The organism is Bacillus sp. RIT 809 (assembly GCF_016892495.1).
In the GTDB taxonomy this organism is placed as follows: domain Bacteria; phylum Bacillota; class Bacilli; order Bacillales; family Bacillaceae_G; genus Bacillus_A; species Bacillus_A cereus_U.
The window spans coordinates 19382-44797 of record NZ_JAFEMR010000027.1 but is presented as its reverse complement, the minus strand read 5'-3'; the positions used below and the strand labels follow the sequence as shown (position 1 = coordinate 44797).

The following is a 25416-nucleotide window of genomic DNA, read 5'->3' as shown; positions in this document are numbered from 1 at the left end:
ATCGTCACTCGAAAAAACAGCATTAACATTTACATGTTAATGCTGTTTTTTTATATTAGTTTGTAGTTTCGTTATGTTTAGGAAGCGGAAATGCATTGCCGATTGCCGCAGCCCCGAGCATCGGTAATAATAAATTGAGCGGGAAAAACATGAGTAATAGTAATGTTATAGCTATTGGTTTTCTTAATGCATAGCTTGAAATAGCTGTCGTGACGATGGCTACAGAAGATATGGGATCTATAGGCAGAATAGAAGCTATAGCGTATCCGATACTTGATCCAGCAAATATAATGGGGAAAATATGTCCGCCGCGCCAACCCGTATTTAAACAAACGGCAGTAATACATAATTTTAAAATTCCTGAAAGAAGTAGTACCCAGAAGGATAAATGGCTCCATTCAACGACTAAATCTTTTAATTGATGTTCCCCTGAAAATAACGTATACGGGAGGAAAGTTCCAGTAACCCCGAGTAAAATACCGCCGATAATTCCAAGTGATACTTTGTATTCCCTGAAGGGGTGGATTAATTTCTCTAATGCGAATTCTAATTTGAAATAAAAGAAACCAACTATAGCACCAATGCTAGCAAGTGGTAGAAAGGCGATCCATTCATTAAGAGCAAGAGACCCTTCCCCGAAATCAACAATAAAGGATCCACGACTATCGAGTTTACTAAGTAATAAGTAAACGGAAAAACCAGCAAAAGTGGTAGCTAAATATACAATTGCTTTTTTTCCTTTAGAAAATTCGTTAATTTGTTCACCCTCATTTTCATTCGGAGCTAAGTAACCAAATAATGGTGCATTAAAAATGACACTTAAAGTAGCACCAATTCCAACCTCTGTTAGTTCATTCATTCCCTTTAAAGCAAATTTAAAGCGATCTCCTACCCATGTACAAAGTCCACCGATAATTCCAACAAGTGCAGCTTCTGGTCCTAAACTAGCTCCAAATATTAAAACGATAATCGCAGTTAAAGTAGCTTTATGTACAAAACTGTATTCAATTCTACCTGTTTGTTTATATTCAGCCATTACTTCCGGCATAAGACGTGGGTATGTGCCGAAGTATTTTTGTGTTAAACCAACGAGGATACCACCGATGATTGTTACACAAATGGTGTAATAAGGAGGAGAAGAGAAAATAGTAGGTAAGTATCCCCAAATAAAGTGAATTCCGATATTTATTGTAACTAAAAATAACCAGACTGTAGCTCCTACTATAGAGCCCAAAAGAAGGCCATATAAGACGAGTATATAGTGCATGTCCTTTTTATTTGTCATGTTGTACCTCCATTATGTAAGTTTTAATGTAGAAAGGATTGAATATGCTAGTGTGAAATGAATTGAATATATATAGTATCTTTTTGAGAGGTTGGCTTATTCAATATATTAGGGTCTCATAAAAATTTGAAACCAACGCGGTTAAACCACTTATTTAATTCTATATATTGATCGGAGTTTTTAAAAGGTCTTTTTCAAATGAATATGGAATATATTTCTTTTGTTGTTTAAATTAAATTACTTACATTTAATTTAGAACATTCAGAAAAACTATTTGACATTAGGAAATTATTGCTATAAAATCAACGGTAATTGCATAGTCTTATCAAGAAAAGGTGGAGGGACAGGCCCGATGAAACCTTGGCAACAGCCGTATAACGGAATTGTGCCAAATCCTGCAGGTAATAATCCTGAGAGATAAGAAAGAGCCTTAGAGCGTGTCTTCAAACTGCTCCTTTCTTGTTTTCAGGAAAGGAGCAGTTTTTTATTTTGCATTAAAAGAAAGGAGAATGAGAGATGGGAGAATCATGGGGGAAAGGAACGATTTGTGTGCAAGGTGGCTATACGCCAAAAAATGGTGAGCCGCGTGTTTTACCACTTTATCAAAGTACAACGTATAAATACGATACGTCAGATGATTTAGCAGCACTATTTAATTTAGAGGCAGAAGGATATATATATACGCGTATTGGAAATCCTACTCTAGCTGCATTTGAGCAGAAGTTATCAGATTTAGAAGGCGGTGTAGGGGCTGTTGCAACAGCTTCTGGGCAGGCAGCTATTATGCTTGCGGTTTTAAATATTTGCAGTAGTGGAGACCATTTACTTTGTTCTTCAACTGTTTACGGAGGAACGTTTAATTTATTTGGAGTGAGTTTGCGCAAGCTTGGCATTGATGTTACATTTTTTAATCCTAATTTAACAGCAGATGAAATTGCGGCACTTGCTAATGATAAGACAAAACTTGTTTATGCAGAATCGTTAGGAAATCCAGCAATGAACGTTTTGAATTTCAAAGAACTTTCAGCGGCAGCAAAAGAATTAGAAGTACCTTTTATCGTTGATAATACATTAGCGACGCCTTATTTATGCCAGGCGTTTGAACATGGGGCAAATATCATTGTCCATTCTACAACGAAATATATTGATGGCCATGCAAGCTCTCTAGGTGGCATTGTAATAGACGGGGGGAATTTCGATTGGACAAATGGAAAATACCCTGAGCTTGTCGAACCTGATCCGAGTTATCACGGTGTAAGCTATGTTCAAAATTTTGGAGCAGCAGCGTATATTGTGAAAGCACGCGTTCAGTTATTAAGAGACTACGGAAACTGTATGAGCCCATTCAATGCATATATTAGCAACATTGGCCTGGAAACATTGCATTTACGAATGGAGCGTCATAGTGAAAATGCTCTCGAAGTTGCTAAGTGGCTTGCTAATCATGATCGCATTGAATGGGTGAATTATCCAGGGTTAGATAGTAATGAAAATTACTCGTTAGCACAAAAGTATTTGAAAAAAGGTGCTAGTGGAGTTTTAACATTTGGTATTAAGGGCGGATTAGAAGCAGCAAAAGAATTTATCGCAAATGTAAAACTCGCAACTCTTGTAACGCATGTAGCTGATGCAAGAACTTGTGTAATACATCCCGCTAGTACGACGCACAGACAATTAAGCGCAGAAAATCAGCGTTTAGCTGGCGTTACATCTGATTTAATCCGTTTATCGGTCGGTATAGAAGATGTTTCTGATATTATTGCAGATTTAGAAGCAGCGCTAGTCGGAGGCAAACAACATGCCGATCATAATTGATAAAGATTTACCAGCTCGCAAAGTATTGCAGAAGGAAAATATTTTTGTAATGACGAAGGAGCGAGCAGTAACACAAGATATACGTGCTTTGAAAATTGCTATATTAAATTTAATGCCTACAAAGCAAGAAACAGAGGCGCAATTACTTCGTTTAATTGGAAATACACCGTTGCAATTAGATGTTCATTTACTTCATATGGAATCGCATCTGTCTCGCAATGTAGCACAGGACCATTTAACGAGCTTCTATAAAACATTCCGTGATATTGAGAATGAAAAATTTGATGGACTCATTATTACAGGAGCACCAGTTGAAACTCTTTCTTTTGAAGAAGTAGATTATTGGGAAGAGCTTGGACGTATTATGGAGTATTCAAAAACAAATGTAACATCTACACTTCATATTTGCTGGGGGGCACAAGCTGGTTTGTATTATCACTATGGTGTGCCGAAGTATCCTCTTGCGGAAAAAATGTTTGGTGTATTTGAACATGAGGTTCGCGAGCAACATGTGAAATTGTTACAAGGGTTTGATGAAGTGTTTTTTGCTCCGCATTCTCGTCATACAGAAGTACGAGAGAGCGATATTGAAAAAGTGAAAGAATTAACGTTATTAGCCAATTCTGAAGAAGCGGGTGTTCATCTTGTTATTGGGCAAGAGGGAAGGCAAGTTTTCGCACTCGGACACAGTGAATATAGTTGTGATACGTTAAAGGAAGAATACGAACGGGACTGCCAAAAAGGGTTAAATATTGATGTGCCAAAAAATTATTTTAAACATAATAATCCAGATGAGAAGCCACTTGTTAGGTGGAGGAGTCATGGGAATTTATTATTCTCTAATTGGCTGAATTATTACGTGTATCAAGAAACCCCTTATATATTGTAAATAGTGATTGTGTAACACGTGGTAGCGTTTTATTTGTAAAGATTAACCTTTATTTTTCCGAATGTTCAAAATACATTGTTTTTCAGATTTTTTGTCTATATAATGGCATCTAAACACAATTTTTGAGGGGTGGACAGTATTATGAAAGAAATTCAAGTGGGCTTATTAGGTCTTGGGACAGTTGGTAGTGGCGTAGTTCGTATTATTACAGATCATCAAGAACGACTGATACATCAAGTCGGTTGTCCAGTGAGAGTAACGAAAGTGTTGGTGCAAAATATTGAGAAAGAGAGAGAGGTAGAGGTACCTTCTACTCTATTAACACAAGATGTGAATGAAATTTTAGATAATCCTAATATTGATGTTGTCATCGAAGTAATGGGCGGCATTGATGATGCGAAAGCATATATTTTACAGGCTTTAAAAGGAGGGAAGCACGTTGTGACTGCAAATAAAGATTTAATGGCGTTACACGGAGCGGAACTCTTAGCGGTAGCAAAAGATAACAAGGCTGATTTATTTTATGAAGCAAGTGTAGCTGGAGGGATTCCAATTTTACGAAGCATCGTAGAAGGACTTTCTTCAGATCTTATTACGAAAGTAATGGGAATTGTAAATGGAACGACAAATTTTATTTTGACGAAAATGTCAGACGAAGGGAGAGCATATAACGACGTGTTAAAAGAAGCTCAGCAGCTTGGATTTGCAGAAGCAGATCCAACATCAGATGTAGAAGGTTTAGATGCGGCAAGAAAAATGACGATTTTGGCTACTCTCGGTTTCTCTACAAATGTAGAGCTTGGAGATGTGAAGGTAAAAGGAATTACTTCTATTACAGCAGAAGATATTGAATATAGTAAGAGCTTAGGTTATACAATTAAATTAATTGGTCTTGCAAAGCGAGATGGCGAGAAATTAGAGGTTACAGTTGAGCCGACTTTACTTCCAAATGCACACCCTCTTGCGGCAGTGCAAAATGAATACAATGCTGTCTATGTGTATGGTGAAGCGGTAGGAGAAACGATGTTTTATGGTCCGGGGGCAGGAAGCTTACCGACAGCGACAGCTGTTGTTTCTGACCTAGTTGCTGTAATGCAAAATATTAGGCTAGGTGTAAACGGAAATAGTGCTGTAGTCCCGCAATATCAAAAGGTACTAAAAGAGCCAGATGAAATTATTGTGAAAAAGTTTTTAAGACTTCATGTGAAAGACGAAATTGGTGTTTTTGCAAAAATTACATCATTGTTTTCTGAGCGCGGTGTTAGTTTTGAAAAGATTATTCAAATGCCACTTGAAGAGAAAGGGAAAGCAGAAATTGTAATTGTAACGCATCGTGCTTCTCTTGCGGATTATGAGTACATTCTACATACATTGCAATCGTATGAAGAAATAGATTGTGTGAAAGCAAACTATCGAATTGAAGGAGATGCTAAGTAGTATCTCTTCCAATAAATGAAAAAAACCCTATTAAGCGGCTTGCTTAATAGGGTTTTTTCTATTTAAAATCTGCGTACCAACTTGAATAAATGCTTGAATAATCCAACCTGTTGTAAAGGATAAGATAATTGTTCCAAAATAGATTGGCCCATCTAATAAGAAGCTTAGTGTTAAAAATAAAAAAGCTAATGAAATTTCTGTTCTTCTAAATGTCCATTTCTTTTTCTCAGCAACAGTTAAAACGAAAGCCTCTTGAGGTGCCGCGCAAAGATTAGTAGAGACGTAAAGACCAATTCCGGCTCCGACGAATAGATTTCCGCAAATAAGTGTTATATATTTTGGAAGAGAGCGGATAGCGTCCATAATAGTCGTAATAGAACCAACCCAATCAACAAAAAGAGAAATAAGAATCATTGTGACAATTGTGCCGATTGTAATTTGTTTTTTGTCCCAAAAGAGTACGATCAGGGTAAAAACAAAGTTAATCATGAAAATCCAAAAACCAATACTTATCCCGAAATTTTGATATAGTGCAATAAAGAAGGAATCATAAGGGCTAAGTCCAAAGGAAGTAATTGTCGTCATCATATTAATGCCGATGGCGAGAATGAGTAAACCACCAATAAAAAATATATATTCTAATTTGAATCGAAGCATAGTTGTATATCCTTTCAAAATGTATTTGCTAAGAAAGGATATACTGTGGAAAGCTTACCAGGTCAAGCGAGAATTTTTGAGGGGAAGGGGAGAATAAGATGACGAATATAAGAAAGATTGCTGAACTTGCTGGGGTATCTGTTTCAACTGTTTCACGTGTACTCAATAATCATCCGTACGTGAATGAACAGAAACGAAAAGAAATTTTAGCGATTATAGAAGAATTAAATTATACGCAAAATGTGAATGCGATTCATTTAGTGAAAGGAAAAACAAATGTAATTGGCGTTTTATTGCCGCACGTAAATGATCAATATTACAGTGCCATTATTGGAGGGATATCAAAGGAAACTGCAAAGAACAATTATAATATGATGCTTTGCCAGACAAATTATAGCGAAGAAAAAGAGCTTGAAATTTTACATATGTTAAAAATGAAAAAACTTGATGGAGTAATTATATGTTCACGGACAAATAGTAAGGAAAAACTTGAAGAGTATACAAAGTTTGGTCCAATTGTGATGTGTGAGGAAATAGATTCGAATTTCATTTCAAGTGTACATATTGATTACTACAAAGTATTTTTGCGCGGGATGAAAAGCTTAATAGATGCTGGTCATACACGTATCGGATATTGCATTGGAAGAAGTAATAGCATTAATAGTCAAAGGCGAAAAAAGGCGTATGAGGATTCACTTCAACAGATTGTTGTAACACCGTTAGATGCCTGGAAGTTTAAAGGCTGTTTTACGGTGGAAGATGGGCGCAATGTAGTCAGAGAATGGGCTAATATGTCTGTAAAACCGACGGCGTTTCTTGTATCTTGCAATCATATTGCTGCAGGAATGGTAACGGAGGCGAAAAAACAAGGAATTCGTATCCCAGAGGATATTACGATTATCGGATGTGATGATCAAGAAGTGGCAAATATATTAGGTATTACGACGATTTCGCATTCTAGTAAAAATGTTGGTGTAAAGGCATTTGAATTATTATATGAAAAGATTAATGATGAGGAAATAGATGTGAAGCATGTAGAGTTATTGCCAGAATTGGTAGATAGGGAAACGACATAATAGAGAAGGTATGAAAATCGCTTTTCGAAAATTCGTTTGGTATAATTATGGACAATCTATAGGGGCTAAAAGGGGTTTTGATATGAGATCAAAATTAGTAAAAGTAATTCTACTCATTACAATTGCGTCTTTCTGTTTATTTGCATACGGTTTTGTTTCGGGTGTGAATGATGTATTAAATCCGAAAGCTTCAAAATTAATTACGAAGACTGACGTAGTGGCAAAAGAGAAAAAGAAAACGGGAACGTTACAAATAGTTAGTTTAGGTGATTCATTAACGCGCGGCGTTGGTGACAAAGAAGGAATTGGCTATATTGGACGAATGAAAGAGGATTTACAAAAAGATTATAAACAAAAAGTTGCACTAACCAATTTGGCAGTTAGTGGCGCAAAAATGCCGGATTTATTAAAACAACTAGAGGGTAGCGGAGCTCAATATTCAATTAAGCAAGCAGATGTAATTGTTTTAACAATTGGAGGAAATGATTTATTCCCAGGATGGGAATCGCTCGGAAAAATAGATTTAGAGACATATCGTCCTGATACGGAAACATTTCAAAATGAAGCAAAGAAAATTATAGAAGAAATTCGTAAATTAAATACAGATAGCCCTATTTTTTGGCTAGGTTTATACAATCCTTTTGAGGATGTAGAAGATTTAAGAGGTTCATCAAATATTGTTGTTGATTGGAATGCCTCTTTAGAGAAGTTAGCATTAAATGATAAAAATGTATATATTACACCGACATTTGATTTATTCCAAAATCGCGGAAAAGATTTACTATACTCCGATCATTTTCATCCGAATGAAGTCGGCTACACATATATGGCAGAGCGATTAGTCCAAAACGTCGTAAGTAAATTAAAACTAGAACAAGGAGGGATAAAATGACGATGATACTTTCCGTACGAGACGTGAAGAAGGTAATTGGAAAGAAGACACTTGTAGAAGACATTTCATTTGATGTAAAACAAGGAGAAGTGTTTGGCTTCTTAGGGCCGAACGGAGCCGGAAAAACGACAACAATTCGAATGTTAGTCGGACTGATTAAAGCGACAGAAGGTACTATTTCTATTGGTGGTTATTCTATTAAGGAAAATTTCAGAGAAGCGATGCGTCAAATTGGAAGTATCGTTGAAAACCCAGAGCTTTATACATATTTAACGGGATGGGAAAACTTAAAGCAATTTGCGCGCATGCTTGGTGATATATCAGATGAACGTATTATTGAAATTGCAAAAATGGTTCATTTAGATGAGCGTATTCACGATAAGGTAAAAACATATTCCCTTGGTATGAAGCAGCGCCTTGGAATTGCACAGGCGCTACTTGGAAATCCGAAATTGCTCATATTAGATGAACCGACGAATGGTTTAGATCCAGCTGGGATTAGAGAACTTAGGGAATTTATACATAAGCTTGTAAAAGAAGAAAATATGAGTGTATTTATTTCGAGTCACTTGTTAAGTGAAGTGCAAATGATATGTGACCGTGTGGCTATTATTCATAAAGGAAAAATGATAACAGTTGCACCTATTGAAGAGTTGATCAAAACAGCGAGTGATCGTGTGGAATGGGTCGTTACACCGGTTTCCAAAGCGAAAGACATGTTAGACGCTGCTGAAGAGGTAGAGGAAGTTAGTATAGAAGATGAGCGTTTACTATGTCGTATGGATGTTGCGTCTATTAGTGTTTGGAATAAGCACTTTGTAGAAAACGAGATAGATGTACATAGCGTCAAGGAGCTTGTATTTACGCTAGAAGATTTATTTATTGAACTCACAAGGGGTGAGCAACATGCGTGAATTTGCGAATCTAGTTTTAAATGAATCAGAAAAGATTTATCGTAAGAAACGGATTGTTGTTGTCATGCTTATTTTAGCAATCTTGATTCCGCTTTTTGTGTATGCTCAGTATCGTGAAATAGAAACAACGCAAAAAAGGCTTGGTACGACCGATTGGAAAGTATCATTACAGCAACAAATTGTTGATTCCCAAAACCGCTTGAACAATTCTAGATTGCCAGAAGAATGGCGTGATTGGCTAAAAGTAAGAGTGGAACAGCAACAATATTATTTAGATCATAATATTAATCCGACTGCACCAGGGGCACCAACATTTGTGAGGGCGTTTATTGAACAAGGAATAACGTTATTTATTCCATTGCTTGTTATGATTGTCGCCATTGATATTGTTTCAGGAGAACGAAGCGATGGTACGATGAAAATGCTTCTGACGAGGCCTATTCGGCGCTGGAAAATACTCCTTAGTAAATATGTGACGATGCTATTTTTCATTTCGCTCATATTGCTTCTTGTCGGTTTATTTGCTTACGCATTATCAGGGATTGTATTTGGATACTCTGGATGGAACTTACCTGTTTTAACAGGATTCGTCATTGATAAGGAGACATTAAATACGAACTTTGTACATCTTATTCCGCAGTGGCAATACATTTTGATGGCTTACGGACTAGCTTGGTTTGTTGCTATCGTTGTCGGAACTATATCATTCATGGTTTCCGTTTTAATTCGTAATACACCAGCCGGCATGGGCGTTATGTTAGCTGCGTTAATTGCGGGTGGCATTTTGAGCTCTTTTGCAACGTCTTGGGAAGGTGCGAAATACATTTTTAGTGTCAACTTATCGTTAACGGATTATTTATCAGGAAAACTGCCTGCATTACAAGGGTTATCAATGGGATTTTCTTTAATGAATTTAACGGTTTGGGCAGTAGTATCTCTTATCATTTCATTTGTAGTATTTACAAGGCAGGATATGGTGAATTAATTGGATAGGAAGTGAAGGCATGGAAAACATTTTGCAGAATGATTGGGGACCATTACTGGGGTCAGAATTTGAGAAAGAATACTATCAAGCTTTAGCTAATTTTTTAAAAGAAGAGTATGAGGAGCATGTGATTTATCCAAAGAAAGAAGATATTTTTAACGCTCTTCAGTATACAAGTTATGAAAATACAAAGGTCGTTATTTTAGGACAAGACCCATATCATGGACCGAATCAAGCGCATGGTTTAAGTTTTTCGGTACAACCTGGTATTAAAACGCCGCCATCTTTGTTAAATATGTATAAAGAACTGCGAGATGAATACGGTTATGAAATTCCGAATAACGGTTATTTAGTAAAATGGGCGGAGCAAGGGGTTTTACTATTAAATACCGTGTTAACGGTTCGTCAAGATGAGGCGAATTCTCATAAAGGAAAAGGATGGGAGCATTTCACAGATCGCGTAATTGAGCTATTAAATGAACGTGAAAAGCCAGTTGTTTTCATATTATGGGGACGCCATGCTCAGGCGAAGAAAAAGTTAATTACGAATACGAATCATCATATTATCGAGTCCGTACATCCAAGCCCATTATCAGCAAGACGTGGTTTCTTTGGAAGTAAGCCGTACTCTAAAGTAAATGAGATTTTATCTAACATGGATGAAAAAGAAATCGATTGGCAAATTTCGAATATATAAACGCAAAAAAGGTAGCTAACAATTGTTAACTACCTTTTTACTATTACTGTTCATTTTTTAGTTTTGCATCTAGTACAAACGTACCAAATGGGATAACTGATGCAACAAGTGCACCAAGTGCCCATAAAATTGTTTTGCGGTGTACGATTGTTACTTGAATTACCGCAAAGATGAATAGTACGAATAAAACGCCATGAGCCATACCTGTAATTTTGACAGCTGTAGCAAACCCTGCAAAATATTTTAACGGCATTGCTACAAATAATAGTAATAGGAAAGAAATACCCTCAACTAAGCCGATTGCTCTTAATCGTCCGATCGGTGTAGATAACATGAAATAGCCTCCTTTAATGTATGCTTGTATATAGTAAATTTGTATTCTTTTTCAAAATAAAATAGTCTATTTTGTTTCATTATATACAAAAAGAAACTTTACACTACGAGAATAGTGCAAAGTTCAAAATATAGTCACAAAAGCAATGCAATTTAAATAAAAACCTATTTGAAGTATTTGACTTCAAATAGGTTTTATGAATGAAAATATTAAACAAGCACTTCGCTTTTTAGTACAAATTTCTCTACAACTTTAGCAACACCATCGTTCATATTTGTATCTGTTACATAGTTTGCAATGTCTTTAATATCATCTGGTGCATTGCCCATTGCAACACCAAGACCGGCAAATTCAATCATTGCCTGATCGTTGTAGCTATCACCCATTGCGATAACTTCTTCACGTTTAATACCAAGTTTTTGGATTAATTGGTTTAAGCTCGTTCCTTTTGTAACACCATATTCAGTGAATTCTAAGAAGAATGGTTTAGAGCGCATAACGCTTAATTGACCTTCTAGCTGTTTTTGTAGTTTCTTTTCTACTTCAACAAGGCGTTCAGCTTCTTTATTCATTAATACTTTTACTACAGGCTCTTTAACAGCAGTTTTAAAATTATCTACTTCAATAATCGGCATACCAGTAATTTCGCCCTCAATTTTAGTATAAGGATTATTTTCTTCTGTTACGATATCATCGCCAATATAAGTATGAATCCATACATCTTCAGTTTTACTAATTTCAAATAGGTTGTGAACGATTTCAGGAGATAGCGTGCTACTAAAGATTTCTTCATTTGTTTTACAGTTAATAATTTTAGCACCGTTAAAAGATAGAATGAAGCTACCGTATTCTTCTAAAAGAAGTTCTTTTGCAACATTGCGCATACCAAAAGTTGGGCGCCCAGAAGCAAGTACAACTTTAACTCCTTGTTCTTGTGCTGTCATTAAAGCCTCTTTCGTACGAGGTGAAATTGTATGGTCATCGCGTAATAAAGTATCATCTAAATCTAAAACAATCATTTTATAAGTCATATAGAAAATTCCTTTCTTTGTTGGAATAGAAATAAATTTTTATGAAGATCTTGGGGAATATATAGTAAGACATCGAACCTCTTTACATGAAATTAGGAGAAGTTCTGCATTGTTAGTATAAATTATCATGAGCGTGTTGCCCATGACAATCTATCATTATCGTAACAACTCTAAAGATAGAGTGCAATAATGGAAGTTTTCCAATTTACGATAGTTGTTTTTCGTGCGAACGAGAAAATAGTATTTCCAACAAGATAGCCATTACAGATCCAAGAATGAGACCGTTACTTAAAAATGATGCTAAAAATGGCGGCAGCGTAGAAAATGCTCCGGCTGGAACGAACATAACTCCGATTCCCGTAAAGATTGAAAGACCTGCTACTTTAAATAATTGTTCTTTATTTTGTACAGTGTCATATTCACGAAAAGCGAGACCAATCATGCTTGCAAATACAGGGTAGATCGCAGCATACCCAACTGCAACGGGGATTGCTGCAAAGAATGAAGTAATCTTTGGGAATATACTAACAAGAATGATAAAGCTTGACCCTAACATAAATGGGAGGCGTGTATAAATATTTGTTGTTGCGATAAATCCTGCTGATCCAGAAATGGCAACAGGACCAATGGCTGAAAACAGACCGCCTAGTAATTGATTTATTCCTGTTATAATGCCAGCTTGTTTGAAGCGATTCTCCGCAGAATCTTCTTCATACTTTGAAACAACCTTTTGTACAACGCGAATACTTGCTAACATATTTGTTAGAAGTAATAGTGTGACGAAAACTACCGTAATTGCCATGTTCCATTCAATGCGGGGCATTCCGAAAACAAATAGAGATGGAAGACGAATTATATCTGTCACAGGTGTTACTGGATTAGATAATCCGAAGCACGCGAATAATATCCAGCCGCAGACGATACTGAAAAGAACGGAATATTGTCCAATAATAGGTAGCTTCATAATGAAAAAAGATAGTAAAATAACAATGAGTGAAAGAATAAATACCTTTGGCTGTACTTCTGTATGGTGTCCATCAAGGCCAAACATGCCTTTTAAGAAGGAGCCACTAAGTTGTGCGACAAGAAGGAATAAATACGTTCCAATTACTGTAGGTGTAAAGTAGCGAACTAGTTTATCGATAAGTCCAAAAACACTAAGAATAATACAAATAATTCCGCTTAGTAGGAAAGCGTACTGAAGGACCTTAAGTGTTTCATTGCTTGATCCAAATAATACGACGCCTAAACTTGCATACAGGGAGAAAATTCCCCACCAAAGGCCTGCGGGACCTTCTTGAATAGGAAGTTTATGACCGAATATAGCTTGCAGTAGGCCGGCAAAACCGAGAACAAATAATGTCCTTTGTACAAACGCGATAGCTTCAGCGCCGTCGAGGCCGTAACTAGTTGCGACACTAATTGGTACAATAAGACTTCCAGCTAAAATAAATAGTGCCCATTGTAAGGCAGAAAGAAATAGCTTCATTATATCAACCTCTTTCATAGATTCCATTTCTAGTATATAGGTATTTCATTTCCTTTGGCAAAGATTGTAGATAGAGAAAAGAGTTGAAATATAATATGAATGCACGTAAGCAATTATGGATAGCAGTTATATGTATGACCTTTGTTGTAATTCTAGGGACGCTAGGATTTATGACAATTGAAGAAATTAGCTTGTTTCAAGCATTTTGGATGACGATGATTACTGTATTAACGGTTGGGTATGGTGATGTAGTGCCTGTAACACAGGCAGGGAAATTTTTTGCGCTCCTTATTATACCTGTTGGCGTCGGTATCGTTACGTATGCAATGGGGGTAGTAGCAGCTATGATCATTGAGGGTAACTTATTTCATGCGGTGCGGAGGAAGAAGATGGATAAACAAATAGCACAGTTACAAAAGCATATTATAGTATGTGGTTGTGGAAGAGTAGGGCTTCAAGTTGTACATGAATTACAGGAAAAGAAAATCCCATTTGTAGTTGTGGATAAAGATGAAAGTATATTCGAACAGGAAAAGCTTTTATATGTACATGGGGATGCAACTGAAGATCAAGTGTTACATAATGCGGGAATTTCGAAGGCAGCGGGTCTAGTGGCTATCGTAGCAAACGATGCTGAAAATGTATTTATTACATTAACGGCAAGAGGGCTTAATGGTGCAATTAAAATTGTAGCAAGAGCTGAAAAACCAGAAACAGAAGAGAAATTACGGCGCGCTGGTGCAAATAAGGTTATTAATCCATCTAGTATGGCAGGAATTCATATCGCAAAAGGTATTGCGAATCCGTTAACAGTTCATTATATTGATACAGTATTGTATGGAATAGAACAATCCTTTGTAATTGAAGAAATTCAAGTTGGTAAAGATTCTATCTTAGCCAGTAAATCGTTACTAGAGAGTAATGTGAGAAATCAATTTGATGTAACAATTTTAGCGATTTTAAGGGATGGATATATTATCCATAATCCAACGGGGCAGGAAAAACTACAAGAACATGATATGATAATAGTATTTGGTTCGGTGGAGAAACTGGGGCAATTTGAGAAAGAACTACAAAGTAAGAGGTGACAAGGAATGCAAGTATCTAGTGATAAGATTTTAAATAAAATGGCGAATGAAATTGCAAAGGCAAAAAGTAGTGAAGGACAACAATCAAAAGAACACTTATTAGTTGTACGTGCTTTATGTGATTTATTATTGGATGAACAAGTGGAGCCTTCTACGTATAGAGAACCACAAGTTCAAACACAAGTAATCGGGTCTCAGCCTATGACGACAGTTCAACCAGTTATGCCGGTTTCTGGAGAAAAAGTATATATAAAAGAAAAGGATGCAAACGGTAAATCTTTATTTGACTTTTAAAAGTAAAATCGTTTGGCTTATATGTAAAAATTGCTTATGATAAAGGTAAAAAAGGGGAATTAAGATGAAAATTTTCTTTTTACTAGGTTGTATTGCAGCGGGACTATCTGTTGCATTAGGGGCTTTTGGAGCACATGGTTTAGAAAATAAAATTTCTGCAAAAATGTTAGAAGTGTGGAAGACGGGCGTTACATATCAAATGTTTCATGCAGGTGGCTTATTCGTAGTTGCTCTATTAATGGATAAAATGCAATCATCACTTTTAAGCACTGCGGGTTGGCTTATGGTAGCTGGGATTATTATGTTCTCAGGCAGTCTTTATGCATTAAGTACAACAGGTATTAAATTCTTTGGCCCAATTACACCCCTTGGTGGTGTAGCATTTATTGTGGCGTGGATTTTAGTCGGAACGGCAGTTGTAAAAGGGTTATAAAAAAACAAAAGCTGGCATCCGCCAGCTTTTTTTTATGGTCTTGGAGCATAAGTTGCTTGTTGACTAGGTAAATACGTAATTTCTCCTGGGAATTCTACATAATCTAAGTAGATCATTAGTAGTAAATAGCGCTTTCCAGATTTCGGTTCACTAATTACGATATGATCACGACCAGCTGCCTCGATGATCCCAGTATAAGATTGTGTACCAAGCGAACTACCACGTTCATAAGTCATTACAACTGTAGCTGGTTTACCTTTGTTTAAACGAAGAATGTTTTCAATATACGATTGCTCTAGTGGTAACATCCCTTGAGAAACTGCAAGTTGAGCCTGAGTGGCTTGTTGTTGCATTGCTTGCTGTTGTTGTTGTTGTTGTTGTTGCTGTTGTTGTGGGGTCATTTGTTGCGGTTGTACATAAGTTCCAGATGGTTGATAAAAACCTGTTCCGTAGTACGGGTTTTGTTGCTGTGCCATTCAAAAATCCCTCCTCATTTTCATTCCTTAATATACGCCTGGACAATCTCCACCAGATGGTTGGAAGAAGCAGTGCTTTTTAAAGCGACCAGAATTTTGCTGATCATACCAAGTTGGTGGGCAAGGGCCTTCAGGTCTAAAGAACCATAAGGCAAAGTTGGCGGGCCAAAAACGTTGTCCCTGAATAGTCCGTCTTGCCAATGCGATATCTTGTTCTCTCGCTCGTTGATAAAAATACCCTTTTTGAGTTGCCTCAAAACCACCAGGATTTTGATAAACCATTTGACGTAAATTACGTATTTTTTTAAAATCTAAACAATTTCCGCGGACACGATTTACCCCAACGTTTCCAACCATTAACATCCCTTGTTGGCCTTCTCCTTCGGCTTCAGCACGCATCAGTCTAGCTAATAACTTTACATCTTCTTCGTTATATGCGATAACACCCATTATGTGTCACCTCTCTTTTTGGAATGCCTTGTAGAAAGAGGTTCATTTCTAGATGAAGTGTGGAACAATTACTAGTTCATACGTATGAGAAAAAGGACGCAGATATGACAACCAAACGAAGTTTTACATCTAGAGGGGAAAATAAAAAAAGCTAGCGGGAGCTAGCTTTTCATCATTAAAATACTTTAGACCATAAGTTTGAGAAGAAATCGCCAATTGAACGCATTGTTAATACGAACCAATTTGCTTTTTCTACTTCTTCAGTCGTTTTGGCAGTAACTTTTATACTTTTATTTCCGTCTAAGAAACCATATTTATCAGTTGGTTCTAAGACGATTGAACCTACCTTTGCACCTTTCTTAATAGGAGCAACTAAATGCCCATCTTCAGCAAGTGATTTATCTGCTTCAGTAGAAATTTTGTAAGGTGATTTGCTACCTTTTGCAGTAACTACTGTCACTTCTTTTTCTGGTGCAACTGTTACGTAGTCTTCTTTTCCTTTTACTACAGAAATTTTATTGTTTTTATCTATTTTTAATTTCTGTTTTTCGAAGTTATTAAATCCATACTCAATTAATGCGCGAGATTCTGTGAAACGTTCGTCCATTGATTTCGTTTTAATAATAACAGAGATAAGACGTAAATCACCGCGTTTTGCTGTAATAGTGAATCCATATCCAGCGGTATCAGAACTTCCTGTTTTTAAACCATCTGCTCCTTCATAAGAGAAAGCAGCACCTGGTAACATCCAGTTCCAATTTTCCATACGAATTGGTTTCGGATGATTATCTGGGAAGTTTCTAAATCTTTGTTTTGTATCCTCTAGCATTTCTGGATACTTTGTAATAATTGTTTTTGAAAGAATACCCATATCGCGAGCTGACATGGAATTTTCTCCATTCGGATCAGTTCCTTCAGGATGTTTTCCTTTTAAATCAGCGTTGTTTAACCCTGTAGCGTTTACAAATTTATATTTCTTTAACCCTAGTTTTTTCGCATGTTCATTTGCAAGATTTAAGAAGTTCTTTTCACTTCCTGCAAGTAATTCTGCTAAAGCAATACTAGATCCATTCGCAGAGAAGATAACGATAGAATGATATAATTCTCTTACAGTATACTGGCGTCCCTTTTCGAACGGTACGTTAGAGAATTCATTGTTACGTGAAACTTCATAAGCGTAATCAGAAATGTTTACTTTCGTATCCCAAGTGATTTTTCCTTCTTTAATTGCTTCTAATACGGCATAAACAACAATTAATTTTGACATACTAGCGATAGCTAGTAATTCATCTGGATTTTGTTCATGCAGTATTTTTCCTGTATCTGCATCAAATAGAAGTGCAGCAGCTGCCTCTATATGTATTTTTTCTTCCGCATGGGATGTTGTTACTCCTAAGGAAGAAAATGACAATAGAGACGCTAGTAAAATAGACAAGATTTTCTTCATATACATTATCACCTTCGCATCGTTATTAGCATATAGCTCGTACCATTTTAGCATAAATTTGGATGTGAAAAGGTTACAATCTTACAAGAAATTTGAAAGGAATTTGTCTATTTTTGTTCGGATTTGTAGAAAAAAGAAGGTTTTTGCAGATAAATATAGAGGGTAATAAAAAAAGGAACGAATTTCGTTCCTTTTTTATATTATATGTGTAAAAAATTTGTTACTTTTTCGGTTGGTAAAATGTTTCCGACAAAGAATGTTCCAAATTCACCGTAGCGAGCACTTACTTCATCGAAGCGCATTTCATATATAAGTTTCTTAAATTGAAGAACATCGTCAGCAAATAATGTTACGCCCCACTCAAAATCGTCAAATCCAACTGATCCTGAAATAACTTGGCGCACTTTACCTGCGTACTGGCGACCGATTTTGCTATGACTGTACATAAGTTTCTTACGTTCATCCATAGGAAGCATATACCAGTTATCATTACCTTGGCGACGCTTATCCATTGGATAGAAGCAAATGTGATTTGCTTTCGGTAACTCAGGATATAAGCGAGCTAAGACTTGTGGGTTTTGGTATGGGTCTTCATCAGCTGGAAGATAGTTGCTTAGTTCAACAACAGATACGTAAGAATATGCAGGAACTAAATATTCAGCTAATGTTGTTTTATTTAATTCTGTTTCGATTTCATTTAACTCTTCCATTGTTGGACGTAAGATCATAAGCATAATATCTGCTTTTTGACCAACAACTGTATACATTGCATGACTGCCTTTTTTTGCAGTAGCTACTTCGTTCCATTTTTCAACGACATTTAAAAATTCAGACACTGCTTGTCCGCGTTCGTCACTAGATAATGTTTTCCATGCTGCCCAATCAATAGAACGTAAATCATGTAAACAATACCAGCCATCTAACGTTGTTGTTGCTTCACTCATTCTATTCACCTCAGTTAATGATATTTTACACGTTAACTATAGCATATATAGGATTAAAAACATCTACATAAAGTTTCGGCGCATAAAACTGTCACATTTATATTTACCGGAAAACGGGAGAAAATAAGGCTTAAGTAGGCTTTATTCCCCGGCTGAATTTTATGAAAATATAATCATTTTCATTTTATCTATTTTTTGGGAGCTATAAGTTTAAAATATAGCTGAAAAGAAGTATTCTTAAAGGTAGATTAGTTTTTAACATTTGTAGGAGGGTTTATTCGTGAGCAATTTATTTACAGCAGTAAAAGAAAAAGTTCAAGGAAAAGGCATTTCTATCGTACTTCCTGAAGGAACTGATGAAAGAATTTTAGGCGCTGCAGAGCGTTTAGCAAAAGAAGAACTAGTAAAACCAATTTTAGTTGGTAATAAAGAAGAAATTAGCGCAAAAGCTGCTAGCATGAACTTAACATTAGCAGGCGTTGATATTTACGATCCAGCTACATACGAAGAGATGGATGCAATGGTAGCATCTTTCGTTGAACGCCGTAAAGGTAAAGCAACAGAAGAAGATGCTCGTAAAATTCTTAAAGACGAAAACTACTTCGGTACAATGCTTGTATACATGGGCAAAGCACAAGGTTTAGTAAGTGGTGCAGCTCACTCTACAGCTGATACAGTTCGTCCAGCACTTCAAATTATTAAAACAAAACCAGGCGTTACAAAAACTTCAGGCGTGTTCATCATGGTACGTGAAGAAGAGAAGTATGTATTCGCTGATTGCGCAATTAACATTGCACCAAACAGCCAAGATTTAGCTGAAATTGGTATCGAAAGTGCAAAAACGGCTGAACTATTCGGCATTGACCCACGCGTTGCTATGTTAAGCTTCTCTACAAAAGGTTCTGCGAAATCTCCAGAAACAGAAAAAGTTGTAGAAGCAACTCGCATTGCAAAAGAAATGGCTCCTGAATTAGCTTTAGATGGAGAATTCCAATTCGATGCTGCATTCGTACCATCTGTAGCTGAGAAGAAAGCTCCAGGTTCTACAATTAAAGGTGATGCTAACGTATTCGTATTCCCAAGCCTAGAAGCTGGTAATATCGGCTACAAAATCGCTCAACGCTTAGGTAACTTCGAAGCAGTAGGACCAATCTTACAAGGCTTAAACATGCCTGTAAATGATCTATCTCGTGGATGTAACGAAGAAGAAGTGTATAAGTTAGCTTTAATTACAGCAGCTCAAGCACTTTAATTCTATAATGAATTAATATGAAAAAAGACCACCCTATTTCTTTTGAAATGAGGGTGGTCTTTTTTATTTTTCTAAACCAAGTGCCTTATTATTACGGTCAATAATACGTTGTAAATTCGTCTCATATAAAGGAACTTCATCTACTGTTAGCTGAGATGGTGTTAACTTTGGAGCGAATTGTTGCAGTGTTTTTAAAAGGCGCATCATTAAATCTTGCACTGTAATTGTTTCGCCAAGTAATTCAGATAGTGAAGCCATCGTACTTGGCACAATTTCAGGATACGTAAATCGTGTTTCTTCTCCTTGAATTGCTATGTTGTAAAAATCACGAACGAGTGCGGCACGCTCAGATCCGCTTCCTGTCGCACATAAGTAAATTTGTACAGCAACGCCTCCGCGAATACGACGCTGAGAAATACCAGCAAATTTTTGATCGCGAATGCTCAAATCATAGCTACCAGGACAATAAGAACCAACAATTTCTTTTGCCTCGATAGTAACATCGTAATCTTTTAACATTTCCTTAATTAAATGCCACATCGTATCGTATCCAAGGTCGATATCGATACCCTTTTCTGTTTCTTGGAATAAAAGTGATACGTTTAAAACGCCTTCATCAAGTACGACAGCAAGTCCACCAGAATTACGAACGATAACATTGAAGTCGTTTTCTTTTAAAAAGGAAATACCTTCTTCTAAATGTGGTAGGCGTGAATCTTGAATGCCAAGAACAATTGTATTGTGATGAACCCAAGAGCGCATTGTTGCAGCGGATAGACCATTTCCAATACTTGTGCATAACGTGTCATCCATTGCGAATGACTGCAATGCATGGAATGTTGGTCCTAAACTAGACTGATCCGCAATACGCCACTCTGGCTGAGATAAAATCGAACGGGAATTGCTCATATAACTAACCCCTTATTTATAAAATGACAACCTCTATTATAGCAAAAAATGAAGAAAGGGGTTTTCTCGGATATAAAGGGGGATTTTGAAGTGAAAGAATAAAAAGGATGCATTGCATGCATCCTTTTTATTCTGCAATTTTTTCTAAGTTACCGTTTCGATCCATGCGGAAAGATGTTTGTGAGCGTTCCTCATCATCCATTACTGCTAATTTACGAGCACGGTTCATAATATTCATAAGTGTTTCGTAATCCTCTTGTACAGTATGAGATTGTTGTTCTAATTTTTCTAGTTTCCTTTCTAGTTCTTCATTTCGCAAGATTTGCGCTTTAATTTCTTGTTTCAATCTCGTATTCTCGTTTTCAAGAGCTGTTACTTTTATATTTGAAGATCCAACTGTTTGTAAAAAGTAAATAACATCTTGCATTGTTATTGAGCTTTTTGGAGCAGGGACAGTCGGCTTTTGATATGGAATAGCTTCTGTATATTGAACAGCTGTTTCATACGGTACGTGTTCTTCATAATCAGTTATCGCCTCTGAAGCTGGTGGTGTATAAAGCAAACGTTTTTTTGCCTGTTCACCGCCCGCAGCACGCATTTTATCTTTACGATGTTTTTTTGCTAGTTGAAGAGCTTGTTCATAGCTATAGCGAACAACAGCATTCCAGCGGAAACCACAAGCAGCAGATGTGCGATTTAACTGATCACCTACTTCTTCAAATGCATTTAACTGAGTACTTCCTTCTCGAACATGGCGAAGCACCGTTTCAGCAAGTAATAAATCGTCCTCGTCTGTCCAAGCATCTTGTCTTACTTTCATAGATTCAACTCCCTTTCTTTTTATGAACTTCCTATTTTTATAATGGGCAAAAAAATGAGCTTTTATACAAAGCTTTTAAAAATATGGTAGATTTCAATGAAGAGAAGAAAAGTGGCTATGAATGATGGGAGCTTTTGAAGGAGAAAATATAAATAATAGGTAGCCTTATATAGGAATAGAGCTACGCGCGGACACTTGCAACAAGCTTCAAAGAGCGGTAAAATACCATTTAGTGTTTATTTTTAAATGTACTTGTGAAAAGTTTAAAATAGAGGAAGTGTTATATATAATGGGAAACGAATTTCGTGTGTGTGATGATTGTCAGGCAACGAACGTTAAAACGTTGATTCCGAAGTTAAAAAAAGTAGATTCATGTGCAACGATTGAGGTTGCATGTCAGTCTTACTGTGGCCCAGGTCGTAAAAAATCATTCGCGTTTGTAAATAATCGTCCAGTTGCGGCTCCAACAGAAGACGAATTAATTGTAAAGATTGAAGCAAAGTTAAATAAGTAAGAAAAAGAAGAGTGAACAGGTTACTCTTCTTTTTTTATGTCCATAAGATAGCGCTTTGTATGAATTCGTATTTCAAAATAATGGTTGACAGTCTTTTGACGTGGTAGGTAGAATAGAAAGTGTCTGATTCTGAGAATCATTATCATGAGAATGTCAATTCACCTAATTTTTTTATTATTATTTGAGAATAAATTTCATTTTATTAAATATATGTTGTTGGTTAGGATGGTTGAGGGATGGAAGCGAGCGCAAGGAGTATAGAACAGCAAGATGTGAATGTTAAAGAGATTAAGAGCAGACCGCTCGTTGCTTCTATTATTTTAATAGTAGGCACAATTTTGTTAGCTTTAAGCATGGCAGTTTCTATTTCGTTTGGTGCAGCAGATATTAGTTTAAAGACCGTTTGGCAAGCTGTATTTCAGTTTGATGGGTCTATCACGCATCATAACGTAATTCAAGAACTTCGCATGCCTAGAGCAATAGGGGGCGTAGTTGCAGGTGCCTTTTTAGCGGTATCAGGAGCAATTATGCAAGGTATGACACGAAATCCACTTGCATCCCCATCGTTAATGGGGATTACAGATGGTGCAGTATTCGGGATTGCAATTATGTATGCATTCTTCCCTAATTCACCTTATTTAATGTTCGTTATCGCATCTTTTATTGGAGCTGCGTTTGGAGCGAGCATTGTATATGGTATTGGGTCTTCTTCACCAGGTGGATTAACGCCTGTGAAATTAGCTTTAGCTGGTGCAGCAATTAGTGCTTTATTAGGGGCAATTTCATCTGGAATTGCATTGTATTTCAACCTTGCCCAAGAGGTAAGTATGTGGAATGCAGGCGGTGTTGCCGGAGTGAAATGGCAAAGTATTAATATGTTAGTACCGATTGGCCTTGTTTGTCTCGTCATAGCAATTATGATGTCGAGGTATATTACCATTTTAAGCTTTGGTGAAGAAATTGCGATTGGACTTGGTCAAAATACGACATTAATTAAATTTATCGGAACAGTACTTGTTCTTGTATTAACAGGTTCTGCGGTTTCTATGGCAGGATCAGTTGGATTTGTTGGACTTGTAATTCCGCATATGACTCGTTTCCTTGTAGGCTCAGATTATAGATGGGTTATTCCATGTTCTGCAGTCTTAGGTGGATTGTTAATTGAATGTGCAGATATGCTATCTCGCGTTATTAATCCACCGTTTGAAACGCCAATTGGAGCAATTACAGCGCTAATTGGAGTTCCATTCTTCCTCTACTTAGCACGTAACGAAGGGAGAGGAAAAATGTGAGGACGAGCGTCTTAACAAAAAAGAACGTTTCTATTTTAACGATTTTAGTAGGGTTAATCGTTGCTATATTTTTAATAAGTTTAAATACAGGAACATTTAAAATACCTCCAATAGATGTATTAAAGTCATTGGTTGGATTAGGTGCAGAAGATCAATCTGTTATTTTATTTGAATTTCGTATGCCACGTATGGTTATAGCTATATTAGTTGGTTCTGCGTTAGCTATGTCAGGTGCAATTTTGCAAGGGTTATCACGAAATCCACTTGCTGATCCAGGTATTATAGGCATTAACGCCGGAGCGGGATTAACAGTTGTTGTATTCGTCTACTTTTTCTTTGGAAAAGTTGGAACTGGTACATTCTTATCTGTATTTATCCTTCCATTCTTCGCACTAATTGGTGCGATATTAGCAGCGGTTATTATTTATTTACTAGCATGGAAAGACGGCGTTTCATCCACTCGATTAATTCTTGTTGGTATCGCTGTTGCAGCCGGATTTGGTGCTGTTAGTTTAATTTTTTCTATGAAGATGACATCTAATGATTTCCGCTTTGCAACGATTTGGTTGGCAGGAAGTTTATGGGGAACAGATTGGAAGTTCGTATTAAGTGTACTCCCATGGATGGTTATTTTCTTACCACTTGCCATTAGTAAAGCGCACATATTAAATGTAATGAATTTAGGCGACTCTACAGCAGTTGGCCTTGGTGTAAACGTAGAAAAGGAAAGACGTAAATTATTATTTATTGCAGTTTGTTTAGCTGGTGCATCTGTTGCTGTTGCGGGCGGAATCGGTTTTATCGGTTTAATGGCTCCGCATTTAGCGAGAAGCCTCGTTGGTGGTAAACATCAAATTATGTTACCAACGGCTGCATTAATAGGAACGTTCTTGCTTTTATTTGCAGATGTAATCTCAAGAAGTGTGTTACCAACTTCAGAAATACCGGTCGGTCTTGTTATTTCTGTAATTGGCGCACCATATTTCATATATTTACTTATGAGGACAAAATAAAGGGAGGCTTTTTGTATGGCAACTTTAGCAGTTGATGCGGTATCTGTTGGCTATAATGAAGGGTTAATTATAGATGGATTAACAGTTGAAATTCCGGAAGGACAAATTACAACGATTATTGGACCAAATGGTTGTGGGAAATCCACATTATTAAAAACGGCTTCTCGTATTTTGAAAGCAAAACGAGGTACTGTTTATCTTGATGGAAAAGCAATTGAGAAACAACCAACGAAAGAAATCGCAAAGAAAATGGCGATTTTACCACAAACTGCAGAAGTGCCAACAGGTCTTACTGTGTTTGAACTTGTTTCATATGGACGTTTTCCTCATCAAAAAGGATTTGGAACATTGAAAGAAGAGGATTATCGCTACATTCACTGGGCACTTGAAGTGACGGGGATGACAGAATTCGCAAATCGTCCAGCAGAAGCTTTATCAGGTGGTCAGCGTCAACGTGTATGGATTGCGATGGCTCTTGCACAAGGAACAGATTTACTCGTGTTAGATGAACCAACAACATACTTAGATATGGCTCATCAACTTGAAGTATTAAACTTACTGAAGAAGTTAAACAAAGAAGAAGGCAGAACGATTGTTATGGTTATTCACGATTTAAATCATGCTTCTCGTTTCTCTGATCATATGATTGCATTAAAAGCTGGGAAGTTAATGAAACAAGGAACGCCAGATGAAGTTATGACAAGTGAAACGCTTCGTAACGTATTTGAGATTGAAGCTCAAATCGTTCCATGTCCAGTAAACTGTAAACCAATTTGCTTAACATACGATTTAGCGATGATTAATAATCAATTGCGTAAAAAAGCATAATTAATAGAATTTCCCCCTCTTAAAGAGGTGAGAGGGGGAGTTCTAATGGACGTTGAGCTTCTTACCCATGGCTGGGAAGTTGAACGCCCGTTAGAACGGGCTATAAACAACGATTAATAAAAATATATTAATTAAATGTTGTTTTTGTTTCTTAT

The 25416-nt window shown here is 36.7% G+C and carries 27 protein-coding genes and 1 riboswitch; of the genes, 16 read left to right on the top strand and 11 right to left on the bottom strand.

What is annotated here, in order from left to right; translation table 11 throughout:
* Positions 1 to 55 precede the first annotated feature (55 nt).
* Positions 56 to 1285, bottom strand: a complete 1230-nt coding sequence (locus JTF23_RS22975) for a chloride channel protein (protein ID WP_002016391.1) — start codon at positions 1283 to 1285, stop codon at positions 56 to 58.
* A gap of 319 nt (positions 1286 to 1604) precedes the next feature.
* Positions 1605 to 1709: riboswitch (SAM riboswitch) on the top strand.
* A gap of 92 nt (positions 1710 to 1801) precedes the next feature.
* Here JTF23_RS22975 and JTF23_RS22970 point away from each other — a divergent pair.
* From JTF23_RS22970 to JTF23_RS22960, 3 genes are all read left to right on the top strand, one after another.
* The gene (locus tag JTF23_RS22970) at positions 1802 to 3100 is read left to right on the top strand and encodes a bifunctional O-acetylhomoserine aminocarboxypropyltransferase/cysteine synthase (RefSeq protein WP_002068601.1); all 1299 of its coding nucleotides are present in this window, start codon (positions 1802 to 1804) and stop codon (positions 3098 to 3100) included.
* Positions 3084 to 3989, top strand: a complete 906-nt coding sequence (gene metA, locus JTF23_RS22965) for a homoserine O-acetyltransferase MetA (RefSeq protein WP_016106758.1) — start codon at positions 3084 to 3086, stop codon at positions 3987 to 3989. The genes JTF23_RS22970 and metA overlap by 17 nt, the downstream gene beginning before the upstream one ends.
* A 141-nt stretch (positions 3990 to 4130) precedes the next feature.
* Positions 4131 to 5426: a homoserine dehydrogenase gene (locus tag JTF23_RS22960; RefSeq protein ID WP_204209834.1), complete on the top strand. Its 1296-nt coding sequence runs from the start codon at positions 4131 to 4133 to the stop codon at positions 5424 to 5426.
* Positions 5427 to 5456: 30 nt separating this feature from the next.
* Here JTF23_RS22960 and JTF23_RS22955 read toward each other — a convergent pair whose 3' ends face one another.
* A complete protein-coding gene (locus tag JTF23_RS22955; protein ID WP_002159723.1) occupies positions 5457 to 6083 on the bottom strand; it encodes a YczE/YyaS/YitT family protein in 627 nt (208 codons plus the stop codon).
* Positions 6084 to 6181: 98 nt separating this feature from the next.
* On the opposite strand from JTF23_RS22955, the gene JTF23_RS22950 reads away from it, so the two are divergent.
* The 5 genes from JTF23_RS22950 to JTF23_RS22930 are packed head-to-tail and all read left to right on the top strand — an operon-like array spanning position 6182 to position 10647.
* The gene (locus JTF23_RS22950) at positions 6182 to 7159 is read left to right on the top strand and encodes a LacI family DNA-binding transcriptional regulator (protein ID WP_078174639.1); all 978 of its coding nucleotides are present in this window, start codon (positions 6182 to 6184) and stop codon (positions 7157 to 7159) included.
* 10 nt (positions 7160 to 7169) lie between these two features.
* Positions 7170 to 8051, top strand: a complete 882-nt coding sequence (locus JTF23_RS22945) for an SGNH/GDSL hydrolase family protein (RefSeq protein WP_002159725.1) — start codon at positions 7170 to 7172, stop codon at positions 8049 to 8051.
* Positions 8048 to 8965, top strand: coding sequence for an ABC transporter ATP-binding protein (locus JTF23_RS22940; protein WP_002198728.1), 918 nt, complete (start codon positions 8048 to 8050; stop codon positions 8963 to 8965). Before JTF23_RS22945 ends, JTF23_RS22940 begins: the two co-directional genes overlap by 4 nt.
* Positions 8958 to 9950: an ABC transporter permease gene (locus tag JTF23_RS22935; protein WP_002113133.1), complete on the top strand. Its 993-nt coding sequence runs from the start codon at positions 8958 to 8960 to the stop codon at positions 9948 to 9950. The genes JTF23_RS22940 and JTF23_RS22935 overlap by 8 nt, the downstream gene beginning before the upstream one ends.
* Positions 9951 to 9969: 19 nt before the next feature.
* Entirely contained in the window at positions 9970 to 10647 is a 678-nt protein-coding gene (locus JTF23_RS22930) for a uracil-DNA glycosylase (RefSeq protein WP_204209833.1), read from the top strand.
* Positions 10648 to 10690: 43 nt separating this feature from the next.
* Here the strand turns inward: JTF23_RS22930 and JTF23_RS22925 are convergent, their stop codons facing one another.
* The 3 genes from JTF23_RS22925 to JTF23_RS22915 form a co-directional block, all read right to left on the bottom strand.
* Positions 10691 to 10981 carry a DUF3817 domain-containing protein gene (locus JTF23_RS22925; RefSeq protein WP_002113131.1) on the bottom strand — a complete coding sequence of 97 codons (291 nt, stop codon included), beginning with the start codon at positions 10979 to 10981 and terminating at the stop codon, positions 10691 to 10693.
* Between the two features lie 209 nt (positions 10982 to 11190).
* Positions 11191 to 12012 carry a Cof-type HAD-IIB family hydrolase gene (locus JTF23_RS22920; RefSeq protein ID WP_204209832.1) on the bottom strand — a complete coding sequence of 274 codons (822 nt, stop codon included), beginning with the start codon at positions 12010 to 12012 and terminating at the stop codon, positions 11191 to 11193.
* A 205-nt stretch (positions 12013 to 12217) separates the two neighbouring features.
* Complete coding sequence (locus JTF23_RS22915; protein WP_204209831.1) at positions 12218 to 13501, bottom strand: purine/pyrimidine permease; 1284 nt, start codon at positions 13499 to 13501, stop codon at positions 12218 to 12220.
* A gap of 95 nt (positions 13502 to 13596) precedes the next feature.
* Between JTF23_RS22915 and JTF23_RS22910 the strand changes: the two genes are divergently transcribed.
* The 3 genes from JTF23_RS22910 to JTF23_RS22900 all read left to right on the top strand — a co-directional run bounded on the left by JTF23_RS22910 (position 13597) and on the right by JTF23_RS22900 (position 15316).
* Positions 13597 to 14589 (top strand): potassium channel family protein, encoded by a 993-nt coding sequence (locus tag JTF23_RS22910; RefSeq protein WP_016106750.1) that lies wholly within the window; start codon positions 13597 to 13599, stop codon positions 14587 to 14589.
* Between the two features lie 6 nt (positions 14590 to 14595).
* Positions 14596 to 14883, top strand: coding sequence for a YwdI family protein (locus JTF23_RS22905; protein ID WP_002089830.1), 288 nt, complete (start codon positions 14596 to 14598; stop codon positions 14881 to 14883).
* 64 nt (positions 14884 to 14947) lie between these two features.
* The gene (locus JTF23_RS22900; protein WP_002016371.1) at positions 14948 to 15316 is read left to right on the top strand and encodes a DUF423 domain-containing protein; all 369 of its coding nucleotides are present in this window, start codon (positions 14948 to 14950) and stop codon (positions 15314 to 15316) included.
* Positions 15317 to 15348: 32 nt separating this feature from the next.
* Here the strand turns inward: JTF23_RS22900 and gerQ are convergent, their stop codons facing one another.
* The 4 genes from gerQ to hemQ form a co-directional block, all read right to left on the bottom strand.
* Positions 15349 to 15792 carry a spore coat protein GerQ gene (gene gerQ / locus JTF23_RS22895; protein ID WP_204209830.1) on the bottom strand — a complete coding sequence of 148 codons (444 nt, stop codon included), beginning with the start codon at positions 15790 to 15792 and terminating at the stop codon, positions 15349 to 15351.
* A gap of 27 nt (positions 15793 to 15819) precedes the next feature.
* Positions 15820 to 16242, bottom strand: a complete 423-nt coding sequence (gene cwlJ, locus JTF23_RS22890) for a cell wall hydrolase CwlJ (protein WP_000538158.1) — start codon at positions 16240 to 16242, stop codon at positions 15820 to 15822.
* A gap of 175 nt (positions 16243 to 16417) precedes the next feature.
* The gene (locus tag JTF23_RS22885) at positions 16418 to 17695 is read right to left on the bottom strand and encodes a serine hydrolase (protein WP_204209829.1); all 1278 of its coding nucleotides are present in this window, start codon (positions 17693 to 17695) and stop codon (positions 16418 to 16420) included.
* Positions 17696 to 17889: 194 nt separating this feature from the next.
* Positions 17890 to 18633, bottom strand: coding sequence for a hydrogen peroxide-dependent heme synthase (gene hemQ, locus JTF23_RS22880; protein WP_088079776.1), 744 nt, complete (start codon positions 18631 to 18633; stop codon positions 17890 to 17892).
* Between the two features lie 280 nt (positions 18634 to 18913).
* Here hemQ and pta point away from each other — a divergent pair, with 280 nt between their 5' ends.
* Positions 18914 to 19885 carry a phosphate acetyltransferase gene (pta, locus tag JTF23_RS22875; RefSeq protein ID WP_002113123.1) on the top strand — a complete coding sequence of 324 codons (972 nt, stop codon included), beginning with the start codon at positions 18914 to 18916 and terminating at the stop codon, positions 19883 to 19885.
* Positions 19886 to 19948: 63 nt separating this feature from the next.
* Here the strand turns inward: pta and lipL are convergent, their stop codons facing one another.
* Together lipL and JTF23_RS22865 are read right to left on the bottom strand one after the other, a co-directional pair.
* Complete coding sequence (lipL, locus tag JTF23_RS22870; RefSeq protein WP_204209828.1) at positions 19949 to 20794, bottom strand: octanoyl-[GcvH]:protein N-octanoyltransferase; 846 nt, start codon at positions 20792 to 20794, stop codon at positions 19949 to 19951.
* A 127-nt stretch (positions 20795 to 20921) separates the two neighbouring features.
* Positions 20922 to 21614: an RsfA family transcriptional regulator gene (locus JTF23_RS22865; RefSeq protein WP_016106747.1), complete on the bottom strand. Its 693-nt coding sequence runs from the start codon at positions 21612 to 21614 to the stop codon at positions 20922 to 20924.
* A 289-nt stretch (positions 21615 to 21903) separates the two neighbouring features.
* On the opposite strand from JTF23_RS22865, the gene JTF23_RS22860 reads away from it, so the two are divergent.
* From JTF23_RS22860 to JTF23_RS22845, 4 genes are all read left to right on the top strand, one after another.
* Entirely contained in the window at positions 21904 to 22128 is a 225-nt protein-coding gene (locus tag JTF23_RS22860; RefSeq protein ID WP_000526075.1) for a YuzB family protein, read from the top strand.
* Positions 22129 to 22364: 236 nt separating this feature from the next.
* Entirely contained in the window at positions 22365 to 23420 is a 1056-nt protein-coding gene (locus tag JTF23_RS22855; protein WP_002159734.1) for a FecCD family ABC transporter permease, read from the top strand.
* Positions 23417 to 24433 carry a FecCD family ABC transporter permease gene (locus tag JTF23_RS22850; RefSeq protein WP_002113117.1) on the top strand — a complete coding sequence of 339 codons (1017 nt, stop codon included), beginning with the start codon at positions 23417 to 23419 and terminating at the stop codon, positions 24431 to 24433. The genes JTF23_RS22855 and JTF23_RS22850 overlap by 4 nt, the downstream gene beginning before the upstream one ends.
* 15 nt (positions 24434 to 24448) lie before the next feature.
* On the top strand, positions 24449 to 25261 hold the full coding sequence (locus JTF23_RS22845) for an ABC transporter ATP-binding protein (protein ID WP_000212073.1): 813 nt from the start codon (positions 24449 to 24451) through the stop codon (positions 25259 to 25261).
* Positions 25262 to 25416: the final 155 nt, after the last annotated feature.

What these genes read in the sequence shown, in the direction of transcription:
- JTF23_RS22975 (WP_002016391.1), bottom strand. Translation starts at nt 1,285, where the DNA reads ATGACAAATAAAAAGGACATGCACTATATACTCGTCTTATATGGCCTT.
- JTF23_RS22970 (WP_002068601.1), top strand. Translation starts at nt 1,802, where the DNA reads ATGGGAGAATCATGGGGGAAAGGAACGATTTGTGTGCAAGGTGGCTAT.
- metA (WP_016106758.1), top strand. Translation starts at nt 3,084, where the DNA reads ATGCCGATCATAATTGATAAAGATTTACCAGCTCGCAAAGTATTGCAG.
- JTF23_RS22960 (WP_204209834.1), top strand. Translation starts at nt 4,131, where the DNA reads ATGAAAGAAATTCAAGTGGGCTTATTAGGTCTTGGGACAGTTGGTAGT.
- JTF23_RS22955 (WP_002159723.1), bottom strand. Translation starts at nt 6,083, where the DNA reads ATGCTTCGATTCAAATTAGAATATATATTTTTTATTGGTGGTTTACTC.
- JTF23_RS22950 (WP_078174639.1), top strand. Translation starts at nt 6,182, where the DNA reads ATGACGAATATAAGAAAGATTGCTGAACTTGCTGGGGTATCTGTTTCA.
- JTF23_RS22945 (WP_002159725.1), top strand. Translation starts at nt 7,170, where the DNA reads ATGAAAATCGCTTTTCGAAAATTCGTTTGGTATAATTATGGACAATCT.
- JTF23_RS22940 (WP_002198728.1), top strand. Translation starts at nt 8,048, where the DNA reads ATGACGATGATACTTTCCGTACGAGACGTGAAGAAGGTAATTGGAAAG.
- JTF23_RS22935 (WP_002113133.1), top strand. Translation starts at nt 8,958, where the DNA reads ATGCGTGAATTTGCGAATCTAGTTTTAAATGAATCAGAAAAGATTTAT.
- JTF23_RS22930 (WP_204209833.1), top strand. Translation starts at nt 9,970, where the DNA reads ATGGAAAACATTTTGCAGAATGATTGGGGACCATTACTGGGGTCAGAA.
- JTF23_RS22925 (WP_002113131.1), bottom strand. Translation starts at nt 10,981, where the DNA reads ATGTTATCTACACCGATCGGACGATTAAGAGCAATCGGCTTAGTTGAG.
- JTF23_RS22920 (WP_204209832.1), bottom strand. Translation starts at nt 12,012, where the DNA reads ATGACTTATAAAATGATTGTTTTAGATTTAGATGATACTTTATTACGC.
- JTF23_RS22915 (WP_204209831.1), bottom strand. Translation starts at nt 13,501, where the DNA reads ATGAAGCTATTTCTTTCTGCCTTACAATGGGCACTATTTATTTTAGCT.
- JTF23_RS22910 (WP_016106750.1), top strand. Translation starts at nt 13,597, where the DNA reads ATGAATGCACGTAAGCAATTATGGATAGCAGTTATATGTATGACCTTT.
- JTF23_RS22905 (WP_002089830.1), top strand. Translation starts at nt 14,596, where the DNA reads ATGCAAGTATCTAGTGATAAGATTTTAAATAAAATGGCGAATGAAATT.
- JTF23_RS22900 (WP_002016371.1), top strand. Translation starts at nt 14,948, where the DNA reads ATGAAAATTTTCTTTTTACTAGGTTGTATTGCAGCGGGACTATCTGTT.
- gerQ (WP_204209830.1), bottom strand. Translation starts at nt 15,792, where the DNA reads ATGGCACAGCAACAAAACCCGTACTACGGAACAGGTTTTTATCAACCA.
- cwlJ (WP_000538158.1), bottom strand. Translation starts at nt 16,242, where the DNA reads ATGGGTGTTATCGCATATAACGAAGAAGATGTAAAGTTATTAGCTAGA.
- JTF23_RS22885 (WP_204209829.1), bottom strand. Translation starts at nt 17,695, where the DNA reads ATGTATATGAAGAAAATCTTGTCTATTTTACTAGCGTCTCTATTGTCA.
- hemQ (WP_088079776.1), bottom strand. Translation starts at nt 18,633, where the DNA reads ATGAGTGAAGCAACAACAACGTTAGATGGCTGGTATTGTTTACATGAT.
- lipL (WP_204209828.1), bottom strand. Translation starts at nt 20,794, where the DNA reads ATGAGCAATTCCCGTTCGATTTTATCTCAGCCAGAGTGGCGTATTGCG.
- JTF23_RS22865 (WP_016106747.1), bottom strand. Translation starts at nt 21,614, where the DNA reads ATGAAAGTAAGACAAGATGCTTGGACAGACGAGGACGATTTATTACTT.
- JTF23_RS22860 (WP_000526075.1), top strand. Translation starts at nt 21,904, where the DNA reads ATGGGAAACGAATTTCGTGTGTGTGATGATTGTCAGGCAACGAACGTT.
- JTF23_RS22855 (WP_002159734.1), top strand. Translation starts at nt 22,365, where the DNA reads ATGGAAGCGAGCGCAAGGAGTATAGAACAGCAAGATGTGAATGTTAAA.
- JTF23_RS22845 (WP_000212073.1), top strand. Translation starts at nt 24,449, where the DNA reads ATGGCAACTTTAGCAGTTGATGCGGTATCTGTTGGCTATAATGAAGGG.